The sequence below is a fragment of the Sphingopyxis sp. genome, from assembly GCF_035250425.1.
Classification (GTDB): domain Bacteria; phylum Pseudomonadota; class Alphaproteobacteria; order Sphingomonadales; family Sphingomonadaceae; genus Sphingopyxis.
In genome coordinates this window covers 25,509-46,974 of the sequence record NZ_DATFFD010000153.1, presented here as the reverse complement: position 1 = coordinate 46,974, position 21,466 = coordinate 25,509, and the positions used below count along the sequence as shown (strand labels likewise).

Here is a 21,466-nt window from a genome sequence, read left to right as displayed (position 1 = left end):
ACAATGACGGACCTTCATAACGGATATGCCAACGCCCGCGACCGGGCGATCGACCTCGACGTCACACCCGTGACCGGCACCATCGGCGCCATCGTCCATGGCGTCGAACTTTCGGGCGACCTGCCCGCACCGGTCGTGCAGGCGATCCAGGCCGCGCTGGTGCGGCACAAGGTGCTCTTCTTCCGCGACCAGCAGCATCTGACCGACCGGGAGCATGAGGATTTCGCAGCGCTGCTCGGCGATCCGATCGCGCATCCGACGGTGCCCGTCGCGGAGGGCTCACGCTATCTGCTCGAGCTCGACAGCCGCGAAGGCTATGCGGCATCGAGCTGGCACACCGACGTCACTTTCGTCGACGCCTATCCCAAGGCATCGATCCTGCGCGCGCTGACGATCCCCGAAGCGGGCGGCGACACGCAATGGGCGAACGGCGAGACCGCCTATGAAGGCCTGCCCGAAGTGCTGCGTCAACTGGTTAACACCCTGTGGGCGACGCACACCAATCTCTATGACTATGCGTCGATCCTGCAGAGCGCACCCGATAATGATACGGCCCGCGAACGGATCAAGGAGCATCGCAATGTCTTCGCGTCGACCGTTTACGAGACCGAGCATCCGGTGGTGCGCGTCCATCCGGTCAGCGGCCAGCGCAGCCTGCTCCTCGGCCATTTCGTCAAGCAGTTCGTCGGGCTGAACGCCATCGACAGCGCCCGCCTGTTCCAGACGCTGCAGGACCATATCACCAAGCCCGAGAATGTCGTGCGCTGGCGCTGGCGCGTGGGTGACGTCGCCATATGGGACAATCAGGCGACCCAGCACCGCGCGACCGCCGATTTCGGGTTGCAGCGCCGGACGCTGCGCCGCGCGACGATCGCGGGTGAAATTCCGGTCGCGATCGACGGCCGCAAGAGCCGCACGGTGCGCAAGGAAAAGGCTGTCCAGTACGAACCCGCCTGATTGAAATCGACCGGCGCCTGACTTCCTCTCCTTCCTGTGACCGCGCCGGTCCGGACTGCGGCGCGCCCGGGTCTCATTCGCCCGCGGCGCGCCGAACTTTCTCTTCCAAAGGGGTATCCGAATGATCCGCCGCCTTGCCAACCTCTTGCTCGTGTTTCTCGCCGGAGCATCCACCACGCCCGCTTTGGCAAAGGAACAGCGGCCGAACTTGCTCGTCATCGTTGCCGACGACCTCGGCTATTCCGACCTCGGTGCGTTCGGCGGCGAAATCCGGACGCCGAATCTCGACAGGCTGGCTCTCCAAGGGATCCGTCTCGCGGGATTCCACACCGCGCCGACCTGTTCGCCAACGCGTTCGATGCTGCTTTCGGGCGCCGACAACCATCTCGCCGGTCTCGGCACGATGGCGGAGATGATCCGGCCGAACCAGAAGGGCAAACCGGGCTATGAGGGCTATCTGCGCAGCGATGTCGCGACGCTCGCCGAGCGGCTCGCGGCAGGCGGCTATCGCACGCTTTTTTCGGGCAAATGGCACCTTGGGCTGACCGAAGAACAGGATCCTTATGCGCGCGGCTTTCAGCGCAGCTTCTCGCTGGCGCAGGGCGGGCATAATCATTTCGGGACCGATGCCGGGGTCGAGCCGCCGAATGGCGCCACCTATCGCGAGAACGGCAGGCTGGTCACGCGCCTGCCCGGCGATTTCTATTCGAGCGATTATTTCGCGACCCGGCTGATCGATTTTCTGGGCGAACGGTCCGCGACAGGAAAAAGCCCGCAACCCTTTTTCGGCTATCTCGCCTTCACCGCGCCGCACTGGCCGTTGCAGGCGCCGCCCGAGGACATTGCGCGCTACAAGGGGCGCTATGATGAAGGGTTCGATGTCCTTCGCGAACGCCGGCTGGCGCGCCAGCGCGAACTTGGAATCCTTTCGCCCGGCGTCGTGCCGCACACGCCGCGCAACCGCGACGGCAGCTGGGATTCGCTGACCGCGGGGCAACAGCGCGTCGCCGCGCGCAACATGGAAATCTATGCCGCGATGGTCGACCGGCTCGACCAGAATGTCGGCCGCGTGATCGAGACGCTGCGCGCCTCGGGCGAACTCGACAATACGGTGATCGTCTTCCTCGCCGACAATGGCGCCGAAGCGCTCGATGTCGAAACCACCGGCGCCGAAATGCTCGGTCGCTATCTCAAGAGCGCCGACAACGGCTTCGCCAACCGGGGGGCTGCATCGTCCTATGTCACCTATGGCGCTGGCTGGGCGCAGGCTGCGACCGCGCCGTCATGGCTGACCAAAGGATATCAGAGCGAAGGCGGCACGCGCGCGGTCGCTTTTGTCAGCGGCGCCGGCATCCCGCGCCGCGATGGGGCGGAGACGCAATATCTCTCGGTCGCGGACATCTCTCCGACGCTCCTCGATCTTGCGGGTATCGATCCGTCCGTGACGCGTATCGGTGGGCGCAGCGTTCGGCCGATTACCGGCCGCTCCTGGGTGCGCTGGCTCCGCGATTCAAGCGCGCATGTCTATGGTCCGGACGATGGAATCGGGTCGGAGCTTTTCGGATCCCGGGCTTTTCGTCGCGGCGAGTGGAAACTGACCGACATCGGCGACCGCACTTGGCGCCTGTTCAACATCGCCCACGACCCGGGCGAAACGCGCGATCTCTCTCTGGCAGAGCCGGGCAGAGCAGCGAAATTGGCTGCCGCTTGGGACGACTATGCCAAGAGTGCAGGCGTCACGTTGCCCGACGCCATTCCTTATCGCCCCTGAAGAGGCCGTAGCAGGGATTGGTTTCAAAAATGGCCGCTATCCTGAGGTTGGGTCTGCTATGCGGACAGTGCGCTAACGGCCAGATCCGGCGCCAGATTATCCCGCTGTCGCGGGAGATCGATATGCGCCGGGATGCTGTCCGTTGCTACGCTCGCATTGATTATCCACCTCCGTGAGTGGGCGTTGGAACCGTTGACAAATATGGTCAGTCCAAGGCGCATTTCGCGACGACGTCGGCTTCCGCACCGCTGCCTAAGGCAATCCGCGACAGGCTCATATTCAGGCTGCCAGAAGTGCCCACACGAAATGGCGCGGTGATGCGTGTCATGTCGGCGCCGGTCGCCGCGAAGCATTTCAGCGGCACTCCCAGCACGCGCCACTGGCCGGGCACCAGCGCCGCAAATTCGGGCAGATGAAGCGGACGGCCGCAATCCGCGCCGTCGCAGCGAACCGACATCGAAACAGGCGCCGAGGGCGGCGCATCGAGACGCAAGGTGGCAAGCAACATGACGTCGCCGTTGGTTTCGCGCGACAGGTCGACGGCATTCTGCGCGTTGATCTCGACCGCGGCGCCGTCGGGGCCGGCAGCGATGACGAATTGCCGCGCGCCTTCCTGGACAAGATGGTCGGCCGCGTTGATGGTCGCCCGTCCCGACAGGCCGGTGGCGGGAACCGTCGTCACGCGCAACGGATCGCCGCCATCGGCCTTTGCCACGGTCAGCGACCAGGACGCCGTCGCCAGACCCTTGTCGAAATAGACGCCGGCGCCGCTGCCATCGTCGGCGACCTGGCTGTCTTGCGAAAGCGCTTTCCACGGCTGCGGGCCTTCGGCGTAGGTCAGGCCATAGCCAAAGGGAAATAGCGTCGGCCCGCCATGTTTCGCCGTCGCCGGCCACGCCGTCGGCAGGCGCCCCTGAAAGTCGAAGGCCATCTTGCCGTCCTTGCGGGCGAACAGCAGGTCGGCGACGCCGGCGCCTTCGGATCCCGGGAGCCAGGCGGTGACAAAGGCATCGGCCTCGTTCAGCGCCTCGTTGACGAAGAGCGGCCGCCCGGTGATCATGACCGCGACCACGGGAATCCCCGCCGCCTTCAGCTTGCGCATCGTCGCGAAGGGGCGGCGCAATTCGGGGCGCAGCTGGAGCGAGGCGATATCGCCCTGGAATTCGGCATAGGGGGTTTCGCCGAAGACGACGATCGCGGCATCGGGGCGCTGCTTATAGGCGCCATCGGGGGCCAGTTCGGCGCTGCCCCCCGCTGCGGCGACATTTTTCTCGATGCCGCGCCATAGCGAGGTCGCGCCCGGGAAAGCGCTGTTATCGAGCCCGGTGCCCTGCCAGCTCAGCGTCCAGCCGCCCGACTGGCGCGCGATGTCGTCGGCGCCGTCGCCCGCGACGAGGATATGCGCCGCCGGCTTGAGCGGCAGCACCCCGGTGTTTTTGAGGAGGACGAGCGATTTGCGAACCGCCTCGCGGGCGACGGCCCGGTGCTCGGGCGCGCCGAGCAGCTCGTAGCGGCCCGAATAGGCGCGCGCCGACGGCTTGCCCGCGTCGAACAGCCCCAGACGCTGTTTGACGCGCAGGACGCGCAGCACCGCGTCGTCGAGCCGCGCCATCGGGATCGTGCCATCCTTCACCTGGACCAGCGTGCTCGCGTAAAGCGCGCGCCAGCTATCGGGCGCCATGAACATGTCGATCCCCGCATTGGCGGCGACGGGACAGCTGGCGTTGCTGCAACCCGCGACCTGGCCATGCGCGTTCCAGTCGGTGACGACGAAACCGCCGAAGTTCATCCGGTCTTTCAATATGTCGGTGACCAGTCCCTTGTTCCCGGCGATCTTCACGCCCTGCCAGCTCGAAAAGCTGGTCATCACGGTGGCGACGCCATTTTCCATCGCGGGAATATAGGGCGCGCCGTGGATCAGGCGCAGTTCGAGTTCGGACACGGTCGCGTCGCCCTGATCCTTGCCGTCGACGGTGGCGCCGTCGGCGAGGAAATGCTTGGTGCTCGCGGCGACATGCGGTCCCGCCAGAATGGGCGCGGTCGACGGCGGCCCCTGCAACCCGCGGATCATGCTGCCGACATAGGAGGCGACGAGCGCGGGGTCCGACGAATAGCCTTCATAGGCGCGCCCCCAGCGATAATCCTGCGGGACCGTCACCGTCGGCGCGAAGGTCCATTCCTGACCCGTGACGCGGATCTCGATCGCGGTGATCCGGCCGATGCGCTCGATCAGCCCGGGATCGCGCGCGGCGCCAAGGCCGACATTGTGCGGGAACAGGGTGGCGCCGACGATATTGCTATGGCCGTGCACGGCGTCGGTGCCCCACATGACCGGGATCGCGGGCGTGGCCGCCATCGACGCGGCGTAAAAGGCGTCGGCGAGGGCGAGCCAGTCGCGCGCGGGGGCGAGGTCGTTGCCGCCGGGTCCCGAGTTTCCGCCGTTGAGCACCGAACCGAGATGAAATTTGCGCACATCTTCGGGCGTCACGCTGCCGATGTCGGCCTGAATGATTTGCCCGACCTTCTGTTCCACCGACATGCCGGCGAGCAGCGCCTGGACATGGGCTTCGCCGTCGGCGGTGATGACCCGCGGATAGGCGACTTCGGGCCATTGTCCCGGGTCGACCGCGCCCGATGATTTTACGGGAGCGGACGCATTCTGCGACGCCAGCGCATGCGGCGACGAGGCCACGATTGCGGAAAGCGTTGCGGTGTACAGCATTGTTCTAAATGGCATAAAATCCTCTCCCGGGCGTCGTGGCTCTTGCCGATTTCGCGCTCCAACCGATTCTGTCAACCTTGACAGGTTATGATCGAAGAATCGTCCGTATATCGGCAATTTCTAAACTTCGTTTGACAACGTTGACAAAACTATGCAACAAAAATGGGGCGCAGGGATAAACGGCCCGCGAATCCGCATGCCGGATCTCGCCGAGTCGGTTCCATCCTGCGTGAGAGATTCACTGTCCGCACACCAAGATGCGGTTTGGGAGGGATGGAAATGATCAGCGGGACTTTACGCCACCGGAGGATGTTGTTTGCTGCGGCTTCGGTCCTGGCATTGGGATTGGCCGGCTCGCCGGCGTTCGCGCAGTCCGAGGCGACGGGCGAAGAGGCGAACGACGAAATCGTCGTAACCGGCTTTCGCGCATCGCTGGAAAATGCGCTGAATGCCAAGCGCGACTCGAACCTGATCATCGAATCGGTGACGGCCGAGGATATCGGGAAATTCCCCGACCAGAATGTCGCCGAATCGCTGCAACGCCTCCCCGGCATCCAGATCGATCGCGAGAATGGGCAGGGGTCGAAGGTCCGCATTCGCGGCCTCGAACAGAATGTGACGCTGCTGAACGGCGAACTTTTCGTCAGCGGGCTCGAAGTCTACAAGGTCGGCGAGGGAAATTATAACCGCAACGACAGTCTCGAAGGAGTTCCCTCCGAACTGATCGGCGGCATCGAGGTGTTCAAGTCGCCCAACGCCTCGCTCCTCGAAGGCGGCCTCGGCGGCATCGTCAACCTCAAGACCCGCAACCCGCTCGATCTGCAGGACGGCCTGACGGTCGCCGGCAACTTCAAGATGAGCAAGGGCAGCGAAATCGGCGGCTGGAAGCCCGCCGGCGCCGCGGTGTTCGGTTATAATTTCAACGACCGCCTCGGGATCATCGCGTCGTTCAGCTATGAACAGACGAAGAATCACGTCAATGTGCTGGGCGGCGACAACCGCGGCAACTGGGCCTTTGCCGACGGACGCCGCGACACCGCGACCGTCCCGACCAACTATTATGCCCCCGAATATCGCTATATCACCGACCGCGATCAATATCGCCGGCGTTGGGGCGCCTCGCTCGGGGTCAATTTCAGGCCGACCGACGAGCTCGAAGTCAGCGCGCAATATTTCCATTCGGACCTCAAGATCGACACGCGCGAGGCTTCGGCCAAATTCCCCTTCGGACAGGGCGAATCGCAAGGTCTGGTGGGCAGCTACAATATCAACGAAAACGGCGTCCTGACCGACGGAACCGTGCGTGCGCAGTCGGCCGAGGTCATTTCGTTCGTCGACGTTTCAAAGATCAAGTCCGACAATGTCCAGTTCGGAATCGATTGGGACAATGACACCAATTTCCGCGCGTCGATCATGGCCGATTATTCCTCGTCGAAAATGGGCCGCGAAGTGGCGAACAACGACGTGCGCTTCACGGCCTATGGCGTCCGCGGTCCGGGCACGACGGGGCCGCAGCCGGGGTTCACCCCCAATCCGGCGGCGCCGGCGACCTTCGATTTCACTTACAAGAATGGCGACTTCCCGAGCTTCGGCATCGCGCCGGGCAGCCCGCAGGATCTGTTCAGCAATCCGGCCTATGGCTTCTTCAAGTCGCACTGGGCCTTTGGCGACCGCTCCGACATCAAGGGGCATTCGATCCGCGCCGACTTCGGCTATGACGTCGACGACAGCGACACGAACACGATCACGCTGAGCGCGGGCTTCCGCTATGGCCAGCGCACGGTCGATTTCACCTCGGGCCGCTATCTCGCCGATTACAGGGGCAAGGGCGAACTCGACTCGACTGCGATTCCCGCGGCCGAGCGCGTGCCCGGCTACTCGTACAACTGGACGCCCTATGGCTATTTCCAGGACGGCGCGATCGGCTACAAGATCTGCGACCTACCCGAAGCGAACAAGCCCGCGGCCTTCGCCGGCTGCACGCGCTTCGGCAATTCGCCAGCCTTGATCACGCCCTATCAGACGATGACGAGCAACCCCGAACGGGTCGAAACGATCGACAATTTTGCGGGCGGCGGCCATGTCGCGGGCGATACGGTCCTCGTGGCCGACCGGTCGCAGATGACCAATGCGCTGCAATGGATCCAGTCGCTCTATCCCGACACGCCGTTCAGCTTCTTCGCCGACCCCTTGCAGACCTATCGGGTCAAGGAGGAGACGAAATCGGGCTATGTCATGGCCGATCTGGGCGGGCTCGACGATCCCTATCATGTCAATGTCGGGCTTCGCATCGTCAACACCAGCCTGACGATCGACCAGAACCAGCCGGCCAGTGCCGATCCCAGCTATTGGGGAACCGACAGCTGGAACGGCGTCCTGCGCGATTTCAATACGGTCCGGACCGTTCGCCGCTACACCGACTTCCTGCCGAGCGTGAATGCCGTCTTCAACCTCAGCGAAGGCGACAAGGTCCGCTTCTCGGCGGCGCGGGTCGTCGCACGCCAGCCGCTCGTTTCGCTGGGGCAGGGTTTCGCCACGCAATTTACGCGCGACCCCGCGGACGATCTGTTCAAATTCACCAACGGCAGCCGCGGCAACGCCGAGCTCGATCCGTTCCGCGCCTATCAGTTCGACCTTGGTTTCGAGCATTATTTCGGAAATCAGGGGCTGCTTTCCGCCGGATTCTTCTGGAAGGAAGTCGACAGCTTCATCGTCAACGAAACCGTCGCGGTCTTCGTGAACGATCAGGCCGGCGGGCGGCTCGGCCCCGTATCGCAGCCCGCGAACGGATCGGGCGGCCGGGTCAAGGGGTTCGAACTCGCCGGGCAATATGCCTTCGACTTCGGCCTCGGCTTTACCGCCAACTACACCTTCTCGGATACCAGCACCGACTTCAGCACCGACTTCAGCAATAAACTGCCGTTGCCGGGCGTGTCGAAGCATTCGGCGAACGGCCAGATCTATTTCGAGAAATATGGATTTGCCGCGCGCGCCTCGTACAGCTGGCGTTCGAAACAATATCTCGGGAACTTCGGTTTCGCCGACGGGGGCACGACGCGAACCCTTGGCATCTACCAGAAATCCTATGGCCAGCTCGATGGCCAGATCAGTTACAAGATCACCGACAATTTCGAGGTCTTTGCAGAGGCAATCAATATCACCAAGGCCGATACCAGCGTCTATCTGCAATTCCCCGAACTGCCCTTCCGCTATGAATCCGGTTCGCGGCGGATCTATGGCGGGGTGAAATTCAACTTCTGATTTCAGCCTCTCCCCCCGGACTAGATGGCGGCCCTTCTTTTGAAGGGCCGCTACACTTTATGCCGCACCCAATGCGCGAAGGGGGATTCTGCGATGGCGGACAACAAAGAAGACGTATCGTCCGGAAAATTTACACTGTCGCCAAGCCCGTTGCGGTCGATCTGCATCGTCGGCGGCGGCACGGCAGGATGGTCGGCGGCGGCGCTGCTGTCCAAGGTTCTGCACGGTAGCGGCTGCCGGATTACGCTCGTCGAATCGTCGAGCATCCCCACGGTCGGGGTCGGCGAAGCCACGATCCCGCCGATTTTCGATTTTCTGCGCAACATCGGCGCCGACGAGGTCGCGTTCATCCGCCGCTGCCAGGCGACCTTCAAGCTGGCGATCCAGTTCCGCGACTGGCTGCGGCCCGGCCACCGTTATTGGCATCCGTTCGGCAATGCCGGAGTGACGATCAACCAGCGGCCGTTCCACCATTATTACTGGAAGAACCTGGCCCGGGGATATGACGAGACGCTGGCCGACCTGTGCCCCTCGATCGCCCTTGCCGAAGACAATAAGTTCGCCTTCCCGTCGCCCGACGGGACATGGCCGGGCGCCGCCGTGGCCTATGCCCTCCATTTCGATGCGGGACTCGTTGCCGCCTTCTTGCGCGACCATGCCGAAGCCGCCGGAGTGATACGGCTCGACCGCAAGATCGTCCGCGCCGATCGGGGTGCGGCCGATCGCATCGAGGGGGTGCATTTCGACAATGGCGAATCGCTTTCGGCCGATTTCTACGTCGATTGCTCGGGCTTTCGCGGCTTGTTGATCGAGGAGGCGCTGGGCGCCGGCTTTGACGACTGGCGCCAATGGCTCCCCTGCGACCGTGCCGTTGCGGCCCCGACCGCATCGCTGCCCGGCCGGGCGCCCTATACGATGGCGACCGCCAAATCGGCTGGCTGGCAATGGCGCATTCCGCTCCAGAATCGCGTCGGCAACGGGCTGGTCTATTGCAGCGAGTTCATCGACGATCAGGCCGCGGCCGATGAATTTCGGGCCGGACTCGATGGCCCGGCACTCGACGAACCCCGTTTCCTGCGCTTCACGCCCGGGCTTCGCAAGCGGGTGTGGATCGGCAATTGTCTGGCGATCGGATTGTCGGCCGGCTTTCTCGAGCCACTCGAATCGACGAGTATCCACCTGATCCACACGGGGCTGAATCGCCTGCTCGACTATTTCCCCGATACGCGCTTTGATCCCACATTGATCGATAGCTATAATCGCGAGGTCGCGCAGGAATATGCGCATATCCGCGACTTCCTGCTGCTGCATTATTATCCCAACCAGCGCCTGGGCGAACCCTTTTGGGACCATATGCGCGGCATCGCGCTGCCCGACAGCTTGCGCGAAAAATTGGCGCTGTTCGAACGAACCGGCCGGATCACCTCGAAGCGGCGCGAGCTGTTCGCCGATATAAGCTGGTTCTATGTCGCGAGCGGTATGGGGTTGCGTCCGGCGTCGATCGATCCGCTGGTCGACGTCGCTCCCTTTGACGATGTGCGGGACGTCATCGATCAGATGCGCGCGGCGATGCGCGCCTTTCGCGCCGCGGCGCCGCCGCACGACGCGATCCTTGACCGCCTGCTCGACCCGAACGAAAGCCGCCGCCCGAATTTCGGGGCCGGAGCGGGGTGGGCGGATCGGGCCTAGGCCGGCGGAGGCGCGGCGGTCAGCCGATCGACGAACTGATGTGCATGGATGACCATGTCGCCCGGGTCGTCGCCCGCCAGTTCGCGCAGCAGCATGTCGGCCGCCGTCTTCGCCATTTCCATGACCGGCTGGCGGATCGTCGTCAGGCGCGGCCATACGACGCGGGCGATTTCGGAATCGTCGAAGCCGACGACGGTCAGATCGGCGGGAACATCGAATCCCAATTCGCGCGCTGCCGACATGGCGCCAACCGCCATATCGTCATTCTGCGCCAATATGGCGGTCGGCCGCAGCTTGCGCGACAGGAGGCGTTTGGTCGCCTCATACCCCGATTCAAAGCTGAAATCGCCGGTTTCGACCAGGTCGGGGAGCGGCGGCAGGCCGTGGGCGTCGAAGGCCTGATGATAGCCGATCAGGCGCTGGGCGCTGGCGGCGTGGACCGGATCGCCCAGGATGATCGCGATCGTCCGGTGGCCAAGCCCGATGACATGCCCCGCGATCTCCCGCGCCGCCGCGACATCGTCCATCGCGGTCGACAGGCCGACATCGAGCCGGGACTGGGGGGCGATCCGGGCGAAGGGAATGCGCGCATCCAAAAGCCCGTCGAGAATGTCGGGGTGGTCCGACGCCGGCGGAGCGAGGATGACGCCGTCCAGCGCTGCGGACCGCACGAGGCTGACCACTTCGAGCGGGCGGTCCATTACCGATTCCACGGGCAGCACGATCAGACGATAGCGTCCGCCATGCAATCGTTCGAGCGCGCCCCGCTGCAATTCGACCACATAGCTCGGGCTCGGCTTTTCATAGATCAATCCGATGAGGTAAGATTGTCTGCGGACCAAGCCCTGTGCGAGGACATTGGGATGATAGTTAAGCTCCTTGGCCGCGCGAAGCACCTTTTTGCGTAACGCGGGCGAAATATGCGGTTCATTGTTGAAGACGCGCGAGACGCTTTTAGGCGACACTTGAGCGAGCTTGGCGACGTCTATGCTTGTCGAGCGTTTTTCTCCGGCCATGCCGCACTCGTGGCCAAATTGTCCGTCGTTGTCAATTGAGCGTGCTGACTCGGAGAGGCCCAATTTGGTGGGCTGGCGGGGTGTAGATGCGTGCACGGAAATGTCCGGTTTCACGACTTTCAGATATTAAGGCTGCCCGACGGCTACGGCCAAGTCCGGCGGCCAATTGCCAGTCTATCGCTCGCCATTTCCGCTCAACATGCTGGAAACGCGAACGATCCATCGGAGCAGGGTTCGAAATCATGCGCCCAGCTGCGGCCGCACTATAGGCCGAAAGGAAAGGTGTCGCTCGCGCCCTCTTCCTGCCATCCCGGTAACGGCGTCACAGCCTCGGTGCGGTCGAACCAGATCCAGGCATCGAACTGTTGCGGCAGGACGGCACTCGAATAATGGCTCCAGCGCTCGCTGTCGGGCCGATAGATGACCCCGATGAAGCGTTCGAGCCGCGGCTCGAGCAGCGCCTCGCGCGCCTCGGGATGCTCGCCCTCGCGCAGGTCGAGCAGGAAACAGGCATGTCCGCTTTCATGGCAAAGCTGCTCATAGCTGTCGGGGCGCGACGGATTGACGCGCTTCACTTCCATTTCGCCGCCCCAGTCGGTCGCCGCCGCTACGGTGCCTTCATGGGTGCCGAAACCGATCAGGCGCGCGGTCTCGCCATAATGTTCACGGCATAATTGTCCGATGTTGAGTTCGCCGCGGCTCTGGCCCATTTCGGTGGCGCGCGCGTCGCCGATATGGCTGTTATGGGCCCAGACCACCGCCTTCGCGTCCTTGCCCTTTGCGCCGAGCAACAGTTCGAGCGTGTCGAACATATGCGTATCGCGCAGGTTCCAGCTTTCGGCCGCGCCATAGAACATCGCGCGATAATAGGCTTCGGCATTGGCGATAAGGCGCGCGTTCTGCGCGGCGTCCCAAAAGTCGTCGCCGTCGTTCGCCGCATAGTCGCGCGCTTTCCGGAACAGGTCGCGGAGCTGGGCGACGACGGCCGCCTCGCACCGTGCATAGCCTTCGCTGATCGCCATCCGGCCATAGCTCGCGGGATCGCTGCCAAAGGGCGCGAGGCAACCATAGCGTTCGCGCGCAATCACCGCGGCCTCGGGGTCCTCGCGGTCGAGATAGGTCAACACCGCGTCGATCGAGGAGGTCATATTGTAGAGATCGAGCCCATAGAAGCCCGTGCGCTCATCCATCGGATGTTCGGCATTATGGCCCCGCAGCCAGGCCACGAAGGCCGCGACATCGCTGTTCTTCCACATCCAGGTCGGGAAACGCCGGAAGGGCGGATCGGGCGCCGGAACCGGGGCTGCGCGGGCTCGGACATGGCGATCGACCGCCGCGGCATCGGGCCAGTCGGCCTCGACCGCGACGATCGTGAACCCATGTGCCTCGATCAGCCGGCGCGTGATCGCGGCGCGCGCGCGATAGAATTCGGACGTGCCATGACTCGCCTCGCCGAGCAGGACGATCCGCGCATCGGCGAAGCGATCGATGAAGATTGCGAAGTCCGGATCGTCGATTTGGGGGAGCGGCTCGGCCGCTTCGCGAAGCAGCTCGAACGCCGACGCTGGTCCGGGTTCGGCCGTTCGGCGTTTATCGTGCCAGCCATGCTCGCCGATCAGCGGAACGAAGCGGACCTCACCCAGATCCTCCTCAAAATACTCGTCATCTCCCGTGCGTGTGACACGCATCAGCCGCTGCTGTTCGGCGCCGCCGACGGGGATGACGAGGCGTCCGCCAAGTGCCAGCTGCGCGCGGAGGGGTTTCGGGATGGCGGGACCGCCGGCGGCGACGAGGATGACGTCGAAGGGCGCATTCTCCGGCCAGCCTTGCGTTCCGTCGCCGGTGCGGATCACCACATTGTCATAGCCGAGCGCGACCATGCGGTCGCGCGCAAGGTTGGCGAGCTCCTCCTGCCGGTCGATCGCGTGCACACGCCGTCCGATCCGGCTCATCACGGCCGCCGCATAGCCCGACCCGACCCCGATCTCGAGAATGCGGTCCTCGGGCTGGATTTCGGCCGCCTCGAGCATCAGCGCGACGATATAAGGCTGCGAAATCGTCTGCCCCGCCTCAATCGGCAGCGGCCTATCCTCATAAGCGAACTCGATGAGTTCGTCCGGCACGAAGCGTTCGCGCGGAACCTCGCGCATCGCGGCGAGCACCTGTTCGTCGTGCACGCCGCGCGCGACGATCTGATAGTCGACCATCGCTTCGCGGCGATCCCTGACATCGGCCATGACAGCCTCCTGCGGTTCAGCCGTGCGCCCGGTGGCGCCGGGTTTCCCAGCCCTTCTTCGCCGCCGCCGACCGCGAGGCATGGCTCTGGCTCGATCCGCCCTTGCGGCCGCCCTTGCGCGAAGAAGCGTGGCTGTCCTGCTTGCCGCGGCCCGAGCCCGATTTGTTGCCGCCGCCCGATTCCTTGTTCACCGTCGCCCAGGCACGCCGCTGGGCTTCCTTGTGGCCGACGCCGCGGTCCTCATAGCCTTCTTCGATATGTTCGGCCTTGCGTTTCTGCTTGCCGGTATAGCTTGATATGTCACCTCGGGGCATGGCTGCTCTCCTTGCATCCCCGCAGCTTGAAAACCTTTTGGGCGCAGCGAAGTTCCTTCGCGCGGCGCTGGCCGCCGCCGCCCGGCAGCTTAATGGCCTGGGCTGCGTTATCGCTACGACCGCTCAAGACGGCGGCAACCTCGGGAGATGATCGATGCACCCCGCATATCGTAGCCTGGCGATCCAGACGGTCGTGAGTGGTATCATCATGTATCTGGTGATGTTCGTGATGATCGACCGCTTGTCGAGCTTCTACAACAATCTCAACATGGTCTATATGACGCTGATGATGGTCGCGCCGATGACGGCGCTGATGATCGTTGCGATGCCCGGCATGTTCCCGTCGAAGCGCCTCAATGCCGTGCTGCTCGCTATCTCGGCTATCGCCTTCTTCGGAAGTTTCGCACTTATCCGAACCCAGACGACGATCGACGATACGGCTTTTCTCCGTTCCATGATCCCGCACCACGCGGGCGCGGTCCTGATGTGCGAAGAGGCTGCGCTCGAGGATGCGGAAGTGAAGCGGCTGTGCCGCGCGATCATTCGGTCGCAAGAGGAGGAGATCGCGCAGATGAAGGCGATGCTGGAAGAGAAGGGACGATAGCCGGGAGCGCTCATTCTCAGACGATCATTTTTTGCCATGATCCGTAACGCTGTTTCACCGCCCCCCGGCGAAGGCTGAGCGCGATAAGCCCGGCACCGCAGAGGATGCTCGCCGCAGTCGCGGTCATATTTGCCCCGCTCGCGAACGGTGTCACGAACAAGGCGGCGCCCAGCGGCATGAGCAGGAAGCGCAGCGGCCGCGCAACCTCGGCCGCGGCAAGCGAGACGATGGTAAGAGCGAGCGCGCCGATCAGATGGTCGGCGTCGGCCATCGCGCCCGCGGCGCCGAGCGTGATCCGCGTGAACATCAGCCACAGTCCGATCGCAGCGGCCGCAGCTAGGTTCCACGGCAGCGAGACGCCGCCCGTCCACATGTCGCGCCATATCGCGGCGGGGCGGGCATCGAATTCGTCGCCGCCATCTTCGGTTTTGCCTTCGTCCCGGTCGCCGAACAGGAGCACGCGCAGCCAGTTCCGTCCGGCCTTCATCCGGCGGCGCATGAACTGCAGCGTCGCGAGCAGTTCGTCGAGCGAATAGGGTATCTGGATCAGCATCGCCGCGCCGCCGATCAGGGCGAGGGTGCTCCAGGTGCCGATCAGGATCGGCTGGATGATGATGAAGAAGATCGAGGTGATGCCGAGCGGCGCGATCATCAGCCCGAACAGGATGACGAGCCACGGCATGGTACGCCAGCGCGCCCGCGATCCGACGATCCCCGTCAATATTTCCAGCACATAGGTATAGCCGCCGACCGCGGCGTCGGAGACGGGCCATGCTTCGGAAACATGGCTGGTGATGATCTCTTCGGTGCCGTTGCGGGGATCCGCCGACGATCCCGCGAAGAAAGGCTCCCATACGCCGTCGACATGGCCGAGCTGGTAGGCGGCGAGATAGCGCGACACCTGAAGGCCGATGAGCGCGAGCAGGATGATCGGCACGCGCTGGGTCCATTCCGAGGGATTGTAGCTCCAGCCCGGCGGCGTTTCGGGACCCGTGGTCGCGGCAAGCGGCGACGGCCCGACTTCGGGCTTGGTGCCGATGGCGAAGCCGAAGACCAATGCACCGACGAGCGTGTCGGAAAGATAGGCCGCCGGATTCGCTGTCCAAAAGAGGAAGGGGGCGGCCATGACCAGTGCGCCGATCGCCGCGCAGACCCAGCGCGCCCATCCCATCCGCCAGGACAGCGCCAGTGTCGCAAAGAGGATGAGCGTGGCCCCGAGCGTGATTTCGGTCGCCGCGAGCCAGGGTTCGGCGACACCGATCATCGGTGGCTGGGTGACGAGCCAGACGCCCAGCGCGATGTTGACGAAATGCGCCCAGCGGTTTTCGCGATGCGCGCGGCGATAGCATGTTTCATACCGGGCGCGTTGTTCCTCGGGATGTTCACCCGCCTCGGCCGCCTCGGTGATTTCGGGCGGTGGAGGGATGGCATTGGCTTCGTACCAAGCCGCGGGATCGGCCTTCATCGCCGCGATCATGCCCGCCAGCCTGTCCTTCAGCCGATGGCGCGGCTCCCAGCCCAGCAATGTTCGCGCGCGCGTGATGTCGAGTTCGTAATGATCGCTCGCCATCCGGGTCATGAACGGTTTGATGAAGGGCCGTTCGCCTTGGTCGAGCGCGTCGGGGATGACCGGCTCGAGCTTGTCCTGCGCCCATGCGCCGGCCGTGGCGGCGGCTCGGGGAAGGCGCAGCGTCGGCCAATCCTCGGCGCCGTGGATCAGATAGCCAAGCTCGTCCTGCAGCGCTTCATAGCCCATGGCCTCGGGCTCGCCGATCAGGATCGCAATATCGGGCGGCAATTGCGCGCGCCCGTCGATGGTGCGGCGAAAGGCCTCGATCATGTCGTCGCGATGCACCATCGCCTGGCCGGCGCGGGTCGAACCCGAATAGAAATGGCTCTGGAGATCGCGGCCGTGGATGCGCGCGATCTGATTGGCGAGCGTCGGCACCGAGGTGCGTTCGTCATAAAGACCCGCAAGGCGAAGCAGGACATAGGGGATGGCGCCATGCTCGGCGCGGATCACCTCTTCGGCCGCCGCCTTCGATTTGGGATAGGCCCAGCCCGGATCGATCGGCTGGTTTTCGTCGATCGTTTCGCCGGGCTTGCCCGGCGCGTGGACGAGCATCGTGCTCGAATAAATGAACTGTTCGACGTCGAACGGTTGCAGCGCGCGCAGCAGCCGCCGCGTTCCCTCGACATTGACCGCATCATAGAGCGGGTTCTCCTCGCCGCTGAAATCGAAGAAGGCGGCGAGATGAACAACGCTCGCGATCCGTGTCCCATGATCGCGGCGCAAGATATCCATCGCGGCCGCGACCGACCGGTCATCGGTGAGGTCGGCTTCGATCAGCGGGAAACCGGCTTCGTCCCCGTCGTCGTCACTGGCGCGATCGAGCCCGACGACCCGGTAGCTGTCCGCGAGCGCAGCAGCGAGCGACCGGCCGATATTGCCGTCGGCGCCGGTGATCAGCACGATCGGTTTTGCTGCGCCTTTCATGGCGGTGTTCCCGCCTTGGCGCGCGGGGAGGAAACAGACAGCATCGCCCCGGGAAAATGCGAGGTGCCGGCTATGACATGGTCCAGGTCGTCGAGCATGGAATCGATCCAGCGCCCGCCCCTTGCCAGTCAGCGCCCGAAATCATGACAAGTTCCGCGGACGTGAGAACCCGTCGAATCTTTCGGTCGGTGGAACCGCCCGTGAGGGGCGTCGTTGATCGATGATAGCAAAGGCCGGATCGAAGCCAAGAGCATGGGCAGCCGGTTCCACCGGTTCCGCGCGCGACACCGGCCTGCACCGAGGACTGGCACCATGATCCGCAAGCTCAAATCGGGACAATATCGGCTCTATTCACGCAAGGCCGATCCGAAAACCGGCAAGCGCCGCAACCTCGGCACTTTCGGGAGCCGGGCGGCGGCCGAAAAGCATGAACGCGAGGTCCAGTATTTCAAGCGGCATTGAGGGGCGATCATGCCAGGGAAATCGTCGCAGGAGCGATAAACGGCTCGCCGCGCTTATGGCTCTTTTCGTCACATAGACGGTTATGCCGGGAACCCCGGCCCAGACCTCTCGTTGCCCCTGTGATCGCGTCTGCCGTTTGCGAGCGGCTTCGCGGGTATATCGAGAGCAGCGAGATAAGGACACGGCCCCCGAAGGCGGCCCAACATGACGTTTCTCCCTTTGCCCGGGTTCGCTCGTGGCTGGTGGCGCGGTCGGCAGCATCAACCCTAGCCAGACCGAGGATATCATGGCCACCCGTTCCCTCACTCCATCCCGCTCGCGCGCGGTCGAGCCGTTCCGCCCTGCGAGTCCGCTTCTCTCATTCTATCGCCAGGCGAACCGCCTGTTCGAGGACGTGTTTCGCGAGTTCGACGACACGCGCGATGCCCTTGGCGGGATTCTCGCGCCCAGCATCGACGTCGTGCAGGACGAACAGGAAGTCCGGATCACCGCCGAGCTGCCGGGTGTCAGGGAAGACGACATCGACGTGTCGGTCGATGGTGACGTGCTGACGCTCCGCGCCGAAAAGCGCGTCGAGCGCGAAGACGGCAACGACCGACGCCACGTCAGCGAGCGTGCCTATGGCACGTTCCAGCGTTCGCTTCGCCTGCCGCAGGCGGTCGATCCCAGCGAAGTCAAGGCGCATTTCGACCATGGCGTCCTGACCGTCTGCCTGCCGCGAACCGAAGAGGGAGATGGCCGGCACCGCATCGCGATCGAAAGCGGTCCGCCGCCGGCGCCGGAAGGCAAATCCCAGTCCAAACATTAGCAATGGGCGGCAAATGCCGCCGCCCCGCAGGAGAACGATCATGAAAGTCAATCAATGCATGACCCGCGAGGTCCGGATCATCGATCCGGCCGAAACGCTTCAGGAAGCCGCGCGCACGATGGCGGACATCGACGCCGGTTTCCTCCCTGTGGGTGAGAATGACCGGCTGGTCGGCATCATCACCGATCGCGACATCGCGATCCGCGCGGTCGGCTGCGGCCGGTCGCCGGAGGCAAAGGTTCGCGACGTGATGAGCGGCGAGGTCAAATATTGCTACGCCGATGACGAGGTCGACGCGATCCTCGACAATATGGCCGAGCAGCAGATCCGGCGCCTGCCGGTGGTCGATCGCGACAAGCGGCTCGTCGGGGTCATCTCGATCACCGATCTCGCGACCAATGGCGAGGCAAGGCAATCGGGTGAGGCGCTCGGCGAAATCGCACGTCCGAGCATGATGCACTCCCAGTCGATTTGACGCGAACCTGGCGATGGAGGCTTCCGGCGGAATGCTGCGACCATGATTCCCGCAGCCCCGCCGGAAGCGCCAGCCCAGACAATGGAGACATAGCATGCGTATCATAACCGGAATGACGGCGATCGTGGCGAGCCTCTCGCTGGCGGCCTGCGATCAGCCCCCCGCCGACACGACCGCCGATGGCCGCGCCGACGGGTCTCCCATCCCCGGAGAAGTCGCGCCGCCCGAACCAACGGTGGCTTCGCTTTCGGGGCAGGATTTCGCCAACACGCTGGCGGCGGGCGACGCCTTCGAGATCGCCGCTTCGCGGCTCGCGGTCGACAGGGCGCCGACCCCCGCGGTCAGGGCGTTCGCGCAAAAGATGATCGACGCGCACACCGCCTCGACCGACCGGCTGAACAAGGACGGCGCCACCCTGACACCGGCGATCAAGCCCGATCCCGCGCTGTCGTCCGAGCAACAGCAAAAGCTCGACGCGCTGAAGCCGCTCACCGGCACGGCGTTCGAACTGGCCTATATAAAGGACCAGGTGGCAGCGCACGAGACCGCGCTCGGCACTGTCCAAGCCTATGCCGAAAGCGGCGGCGATCCGATCCTCAAGCGCTTGGCCACAGATGCGGTCAAGATGGTCTCCGAACATCTCGACGAGGCGCGCCGGCTTGCGCAGCCGGCGACGGCGGCCACGCCATGACGCGGCGCCGAGACGACAGCGGTCGGCAAACGGCCGCCCGGGATCGCCACTGGAGACTTGAAGGAGAAGACCCATGACCATTGCCCCCAGGCTCCGCCACCAGCTCGACGCGCTGGAGGTCGACTATGATCTTCTGAAGCATGACCCGACCCGCTCGGCGATGCAGAACGCGTTCGCGTGCCAGCTCCCGCCCGGACGTATCGCCAAAGCCGTGCTGATCGATACGCCGGACGAATATCTGCTCGCGGTCGTGCCATCGAACCGGCGCGTGGCGCTTGCGGAACTCCGCAGCGAGATCGGCCTGAAGCCGAGCATCGCCGCCGAGAAAGAGGTGGCGTCGGTCTTCGACGATTGCGCTGTCGGCGCCGTACCGCCGCTCGGATATGGCTATGGCATCGCGACCATCGTCGACGACAGCCTGACCGAGCAGCCCGACGTCTATTTCGAAGGCGGCGATCATGTGTCGCTCGTCCATGTGACGCACGACGACTTCGAGCGCCTGATGCGCCCGGCGCGTCACGGCCGGTTCAGCGAGCGATGGGAGGACGTCGAGTGACCGATCCGCGACCCGGAGAGCCGCGCCGCATTCCGGCGGAGGAGGCGCGGCAGGGCGAGATCATCCTGCGCAAGCGATGGCAGCGCATCGTCTTCATCGCCGGACTTGCGGGCTTCGTGCTGTTCATTCTGTTCGCGGGCCTTGCCTATGCGAATGGCTTCCTCGGTGCGGAGGTGCTGCGCAAATAGCAGTGTTTAGCGTGGCAAAATCGCCTTCCGAAGCTTGCCTTCCAAGCGGTCAAGGCCAACGAAATCGGGATCTGGGAAAATGAGCGAAGAGCTGCGGCACCGGGATCGGCGAAAGCATGAGGGGGACCAATTCGCCCTCCCAGAATTGGCGGGCTGAGCTGTCGATTTTGGTCGCAAGCCTATTCGCCAGCATCAGCCTGCCTGTCGGTTTCGCTTTACCAATAGGGCGCCACTCCGAAGGGCCCATAATAACCGAAAACGGCTTCGCGATAGTCGGCTCCTCCCAGCGCGCGCAATTCGTCGAGCGTGTACTGCGGCGCATTCTCCAGCGCTGGACGATCGAGCGGCACAATGAACCCTCCGCGCTCGACGTCATAGTCGAGCAGCGACCACGGCAGTGGATGGAATTTCTCGCCGATGCCGAGGAAGCCGCCGAACGACATGATCGCATAGATCACCTTGCCGTCGACTTTTCCGATCGACAGATCATCGACATGACCGATCCGCTCGCCCGCGCGATTGAACACCGGCGTCTTGACGACCCGGCTGGACAGGATCAGCGGATGCTCCTTGTGGAGCACCGGCTCGGTAAGCGACTGATTCATGACTCTTGCTCCTTTCTTGCGGCGCCAGACGCTGAAGCGGGCGTATTCTCATGGGCCAATTTGCGAAGGAGTGCGGGAGCGAAGCGCTCGCGTGGCACATTGCGCATCGCAGCGAGTACATGGCCGGTTTTTGCCACGCGCGGCGATCTGGTTGGTCACCATGACAGTGCCGAGGCTGGATGCCGCCGACACCATATCCCTCCTTCAGGGAGGCAACATCTCAACGCATCGCGAAGCCGATAGCTCCATTCCTACCGATCGATCCAATCCATACGCGTCTCGGCAAAGCTGCGTCGATGCCTTCGATTTGCAAGGCTCGCGACGAGCCGGAGAAATGGCACGATCCCAATTCTCGGGCGTTTGAAAGCGGAGACAAAAGGAAACGGATCGAAGGGCCATGGCCGGGTAGCCGTCAGAATGTTCGCGCGTTTGAAAACATGGGCCGAGGCGGCCAAGCGCGATGTGGCGGCGCTTTGGCTCGCTTCGCATGACCCGCGCGTGCCGGTCGGTGCCAAGATCGTCGCCGGGATGGCCGTCGCCTACGCTTTGTCGCCGATCGACCTGATCCCCGACTTCATTCCCGTCCTCGGCTATTTCGACGATCTCATTCTGGT

17 protein-coding genes and 1 pseudogene are annotated in these 21,466 nt (G+C 63.9%); 12 read left to right on the top strand and 6 right to left on the bottom strand.

From position 1 onward, the window contains the following. Positions 1–3 precede the first annotated feature (3 nt). Together VJ811_RS08870 and VJ811_RS08865 are read left to right on the top strand one after the other, a co-directional pair. The gene (locus VJ811_RS08870; RefSeq protein WP_324071905.1) at positions 4–957 is read left to right on the top strand and encodes a TauD/TfdA family dioxygenase; all 954 of its coding nucleotides are present in this window, start codon (positions 4–6) and stop codon (positions 955–957) included. A gap of 121 nt (positions 958–1,078) precedes the next feature. Next, positions 1,079–2,728 (top strand): arylsulfatase, encoded by a 1,650-nt coding sequence (locus VJ811_RS08865; RefSeq protein ID WP_324071904.1) that lies wholly within the window; start codon positions 1,079–1,081, stop codon positions 2,726–2,728. Positions 2,729–2,933: 205 nt separating this feature from the next. On the opposite strand, the gene VJ811_RS08860 is transcribed toward VJ811_RS08865, so the two are convergent. Beyond that, positions 2,934–5,450: an exo 1,3/1,4-beta-D-glucan glucohydrolase gene (locus tag VJ811_RS08860; RefSeq protein ID WP_324071903.1), complete on the bottom strand. Its 2,517-nt coding sequence runs from the start codon at positions 5,448–5,450 to the stop codon at positions 2,934–2,936. A gap of 309 nt (positions 5,451–5,759) precedes the next feature. On the opposite strand from VJ811_RS08860, the gene VJ811_RS08855 reads away from it, so the two are divergent. Next, positions 5,760–8,711: a TonB-dependent receptor gene (locus VJ811_RS08855; RefSeq protein WP_324071902.1), complete on the top strand. Its 2,952-nt coding sequence runs from the start codon at positions 5,760–5,762 to the stop codon at positions 8,709–8,711. A gap of 93 nt (positions 8,712–8,804) precedes the next feature. Next, positions 8,805–10,400: a tryptophan halogenase family protein gene (locus VJ811_RS08850; RefSeq protein ID WP_324071901.1), complete on the top strand. Its 1,596-nt coding sequence runs from the start codon at positions 8,805–8,807 to the stop codon at positions 10,398–10,400. Here the strand turns inward: VJ811_RS08850 and VJ811_RS08845 are convergent. The 3 genes from VJ811_RS08845 to VJ811_RS08835 form a co-directional block, all read right to left on the bottom strand. After that, positions 10,397–11,416, bottom strand: a complete 1,020-nt coding sequence (locus VJ811_RS08845; RefSeq protein WP_324071900.1) for a LacI family DNA-binding transcriptional regulator — start codon at positions 11,414–11,416, stop codon at positions 10,397–10,399. The genes VJ811_RS08850 and VJ811_RS08845 overlap by 4 nt on opposite strands. 263 nt (positions 11,417–11,679) lie before the next feature. Beyond that, on the bottom strand, positions 11,680–13,653 hold the full coding sequence (locus VJ811_RS08840) for a protein-L-isoaspartate(D-aspartate) O-methyltransferase (RefSeq protein ID WP_324071899.1): 1,974 nt from the start codon (positions 13,651–13,653) through the stop codon (positions 11,680–11,682). 16 nt (positions 13,654–13,669) lie between these two features. After that, complete coding sequence (locus VJ811_RS08835; protein ID WP_324071898.1) at positions 13,670–13,966, bottom strand: plasmid stabilization protein; 297 nt, start codon at positions 13,964–13,966, stop codon at positions 13,670–13,672. Positions 13,967–14,120: 154 nt separating this feature from the next. Between VJ811_RS08835 and VJ811_RS08830 the strand changes: the two genes are divergently transcribed. After that, the gene (locus VJ811_RS08830; RefSeq protein WP_324071897.1) at positions 14,121–14,570 is read left to right on the top strand and encodes a DUF305 domain-containing protein; all 450 of its coding nucleotides are present in this window, start codon (positions 14,121–14,123) and stop codon (positions 14,568–14,570) included. A 16-nt stretch (positions 14,571–14,586) separates the two neighbouring features. Here VJ811_RS08830 and VJ811_RS08825 read toward each other — a convergent pair whose 3' ends face one another. Further along, a complete protein-coding gene (locus VJ811_RS08825; RefSeq protein ID WP_324071896.1) occupies positions 14,587–17,067 on the bottom strand; it encodes an NAD-dependent epimerase/dehydratase family protein in 2,481 nt (826 codons plus the stop codon). A gap of 312 nt (positions 17,068–17,379) precedes the next feature. Here VJ811_RS08825 and VJ811_RS08820 point away from each other — a divergent pair, with 312 nt between their 5' ends. From VJ811_RS08820 to VJ811_RS08795, 6 genes are all read left to right on the top strand, one after another. Then, the gene (locus tag VJ811_RS08820) at positions 17,380–17,529 is read left to right on the top strand and encodes a hypothetical protein (RefSeq protein ID WP_324071895.1); all 150 of its coding nucleotides are present in this window, start codon (positions 17,380–17,382) and stop codon (positions 17,527–17,529) included. 286 nt (positions 17,530–17,815) lie between these two features. After that, entirely contained in the window at positions 17,816–18,337 is a 522-nt protein-coding gene (locus VJ811_RS08815) for an Hsp20/alpha crystallin family protein (protein ID WP_324071894.1), read from the top strand. A gap of 40 nt (positions 18,338–18,377) precedes the next feature. Beyond that, positions 18,378–18,812, top strand: a complete 435-nt coding sequence (locus VJ811_RS08810; protein ID WP_324071893.1) for a CBS domain-containing protein — start codon at positions 18,378–18,380, stop codon at positions 18,810–18,812. Positions 18,813–18,906: 94 nt separating this feature from the next. Beyond that, positions 18,907–19,503 (top strand): DUF4142 domain-containing protein, encoded by a 597-nt coding sequence (locus VJ811_RS08805; protein WP_324071892.1) that lies wholly within the window; start codon positions 18,907–18,909, stop codon positions 19,501–19,503. Between the two features lie 73 nt (positions 19,504–19,576). Continuing rightward, a complete protein-coding gene (locus tag VJ811_RS08800) occupies positions 19,577–20,059 on the top strand; it encodes a YbaK/EbsC family protein (protein WP_324071891.1) in 483 nt (160 codons plus the stop codon). Further along, positions 20,056–20,247, top strand: a complete 192-nt coding sequence (locus VJ811_RS08795) for a hypothetical protein (protein ID WP_324071890.1) — start codon at positions 20,056–20,058, stop codon at positions 20,245–20,247. Before VJ811_RS08800 ends, VJ811_RS08795 begins: the two co-directional genes overlap by 4 nt. A gap of 215 nt (positions 20,248–20,462) precedes the next feature. Here the strand turns inward: VJ811_RS08795 and VJ811_RS08790 are convergent, their stop codons facing one another. Beyond that, positions 20,463–20,852: a PRC-barrel domain-containing protein gene (locus VJ811_RS08790; RefSeq protein ID WP_324071889.1), complete on the bottom strand. Its 390-nt coding sequence runs from the start codon at positions 20,850–20,852 to the stop codon at positions 20,463–20,465. 417 nt (positions 20,853–21,269) lie between these two features. On the opposite strand from VJ811_RS08790, the pseudogene VJ811_RS08785 reads away from it, so the two are divergent. Continuing rightward, positions 21,270–21,419 (top strand): annotated as a pseudogene (locus VJ811_RS08785) (YkvA family protein); the annotation flags it as partial. Between the last annotated feature and the right edge of the window lie 47 nt (positions 21,420–21,466).

Bases quoted from the DNA above. Each gene is read 5' to 3' on its own strand.
- VJ811_RS08800 (WP_324071891.1), top strand. From the start codon at position 19,577: ATGACCATTGCCCCCAGGCTCCGCCACCAGCTCGACGCGCTGGAGGTC.
- VJ811_RS08850 (WP_324071901.1), top strand. From the start codon at position 8,805: ATGGCGGACAACAAAGAAGACGTATCGTCCGGAAAATTTACACTGTCG.
- VJ811_RS08790 (WP_324071889.1), bottom strand. From the start codon at position 20,852: ATGAATCAGTCGCTTACCGAGCCGGTGCTCCACAAGGAGCATCCGCTG.
- VJ811_RS08840 (WP_324071899.1), bottom strand. From the start codon at position 13,653: ATGGCCGATGTCAGGGATCGCCGCGAAGCGATGGTCGACTATCAGATC.
- VJ811_RS08805 (WP_324071892.1), top strand. From the start codon at position 18,907: ATGCGTATCATAACCGGAATGACGGCGATCGTGGCGAGCCTCTCGCTG.
- VJ811_RS08845 (WP_324071900.1), bottom strand. From the start codon at position 11,416: ATGGCCGGAGAAAAACGCTCGACAAGCATAGACGTCGCCAAGCTCGCT.
- VJ811_RS08865 (WP_324071904.1), top strand. From the start codon at position 1,079: ATGATCCGCCGCCTTGCCAACCTCTTGCTCGTGTTTCTCGCCGGAGCA.
- VJ811_RS08815 (WP_324071894.1), top strand. From the start codon at position 17,816: ATGGCCACCCGTTCCCTCACTCCATCCCGCTCGCGCGCGGTCGAGCCG.
- VJ811_RS08860 (WP_324071903.1), bottom strand. From the start codon at position 5,450: ATGCTGTACACCGCAACGCTTTCCGCAATCGTGGCCTCGTCGCCGCAT.
- VJ811_RS08820 (WP_324071895.1), top strand. From the start codon at position 17,380: ATGATCCGCAAGCTCAAATCGGGACAATATCGGCTCTATTCACGCAAG.
- VJ811_RS08870 (WP_324071905.1), top strand. From the start codon at position 4: ATGACGGACCTTCATAACGGATATGCCAACGCCCGCGACCGGGCGATC.
- VJ811_RS08855 (WP_324071902.1), top strand. From the start codon at position 5,760: ATGTTGTTTGCTGCGGCTTCGGTCCTGGCATTGGGATTGGCCGGCTCG.
- VJ811_RS08810 (WP_324071893.1), top strand. From the start codon at position 18,378: ATGAAAGTCAATCAATGCATGACCCGCGAGGTCCGGATCATCGATCCG.
- VJ811_RS08830 (WP_324071897.1), top strand. From the start codon at position 14,121: ATGCACCCCGCATATCGTAGCCTGGCGATCCAGACGGTCGTGAGTGGT.
- VJ811_RS08835 (WP_324071898.1), bottom strand. From the start codon at position 13,966: ATGCCCCGAGGTGACATATCAAGCTATACCGGCAAGCAGAAACGCAAG.
- VJ811_RS08825 (WP_324071896.1), bottom strand. From the start codon at position 17,067: ATGAAAGGCGCAGCAAAACCGATCGTGCTGATCACCGGCGCCGACGGC.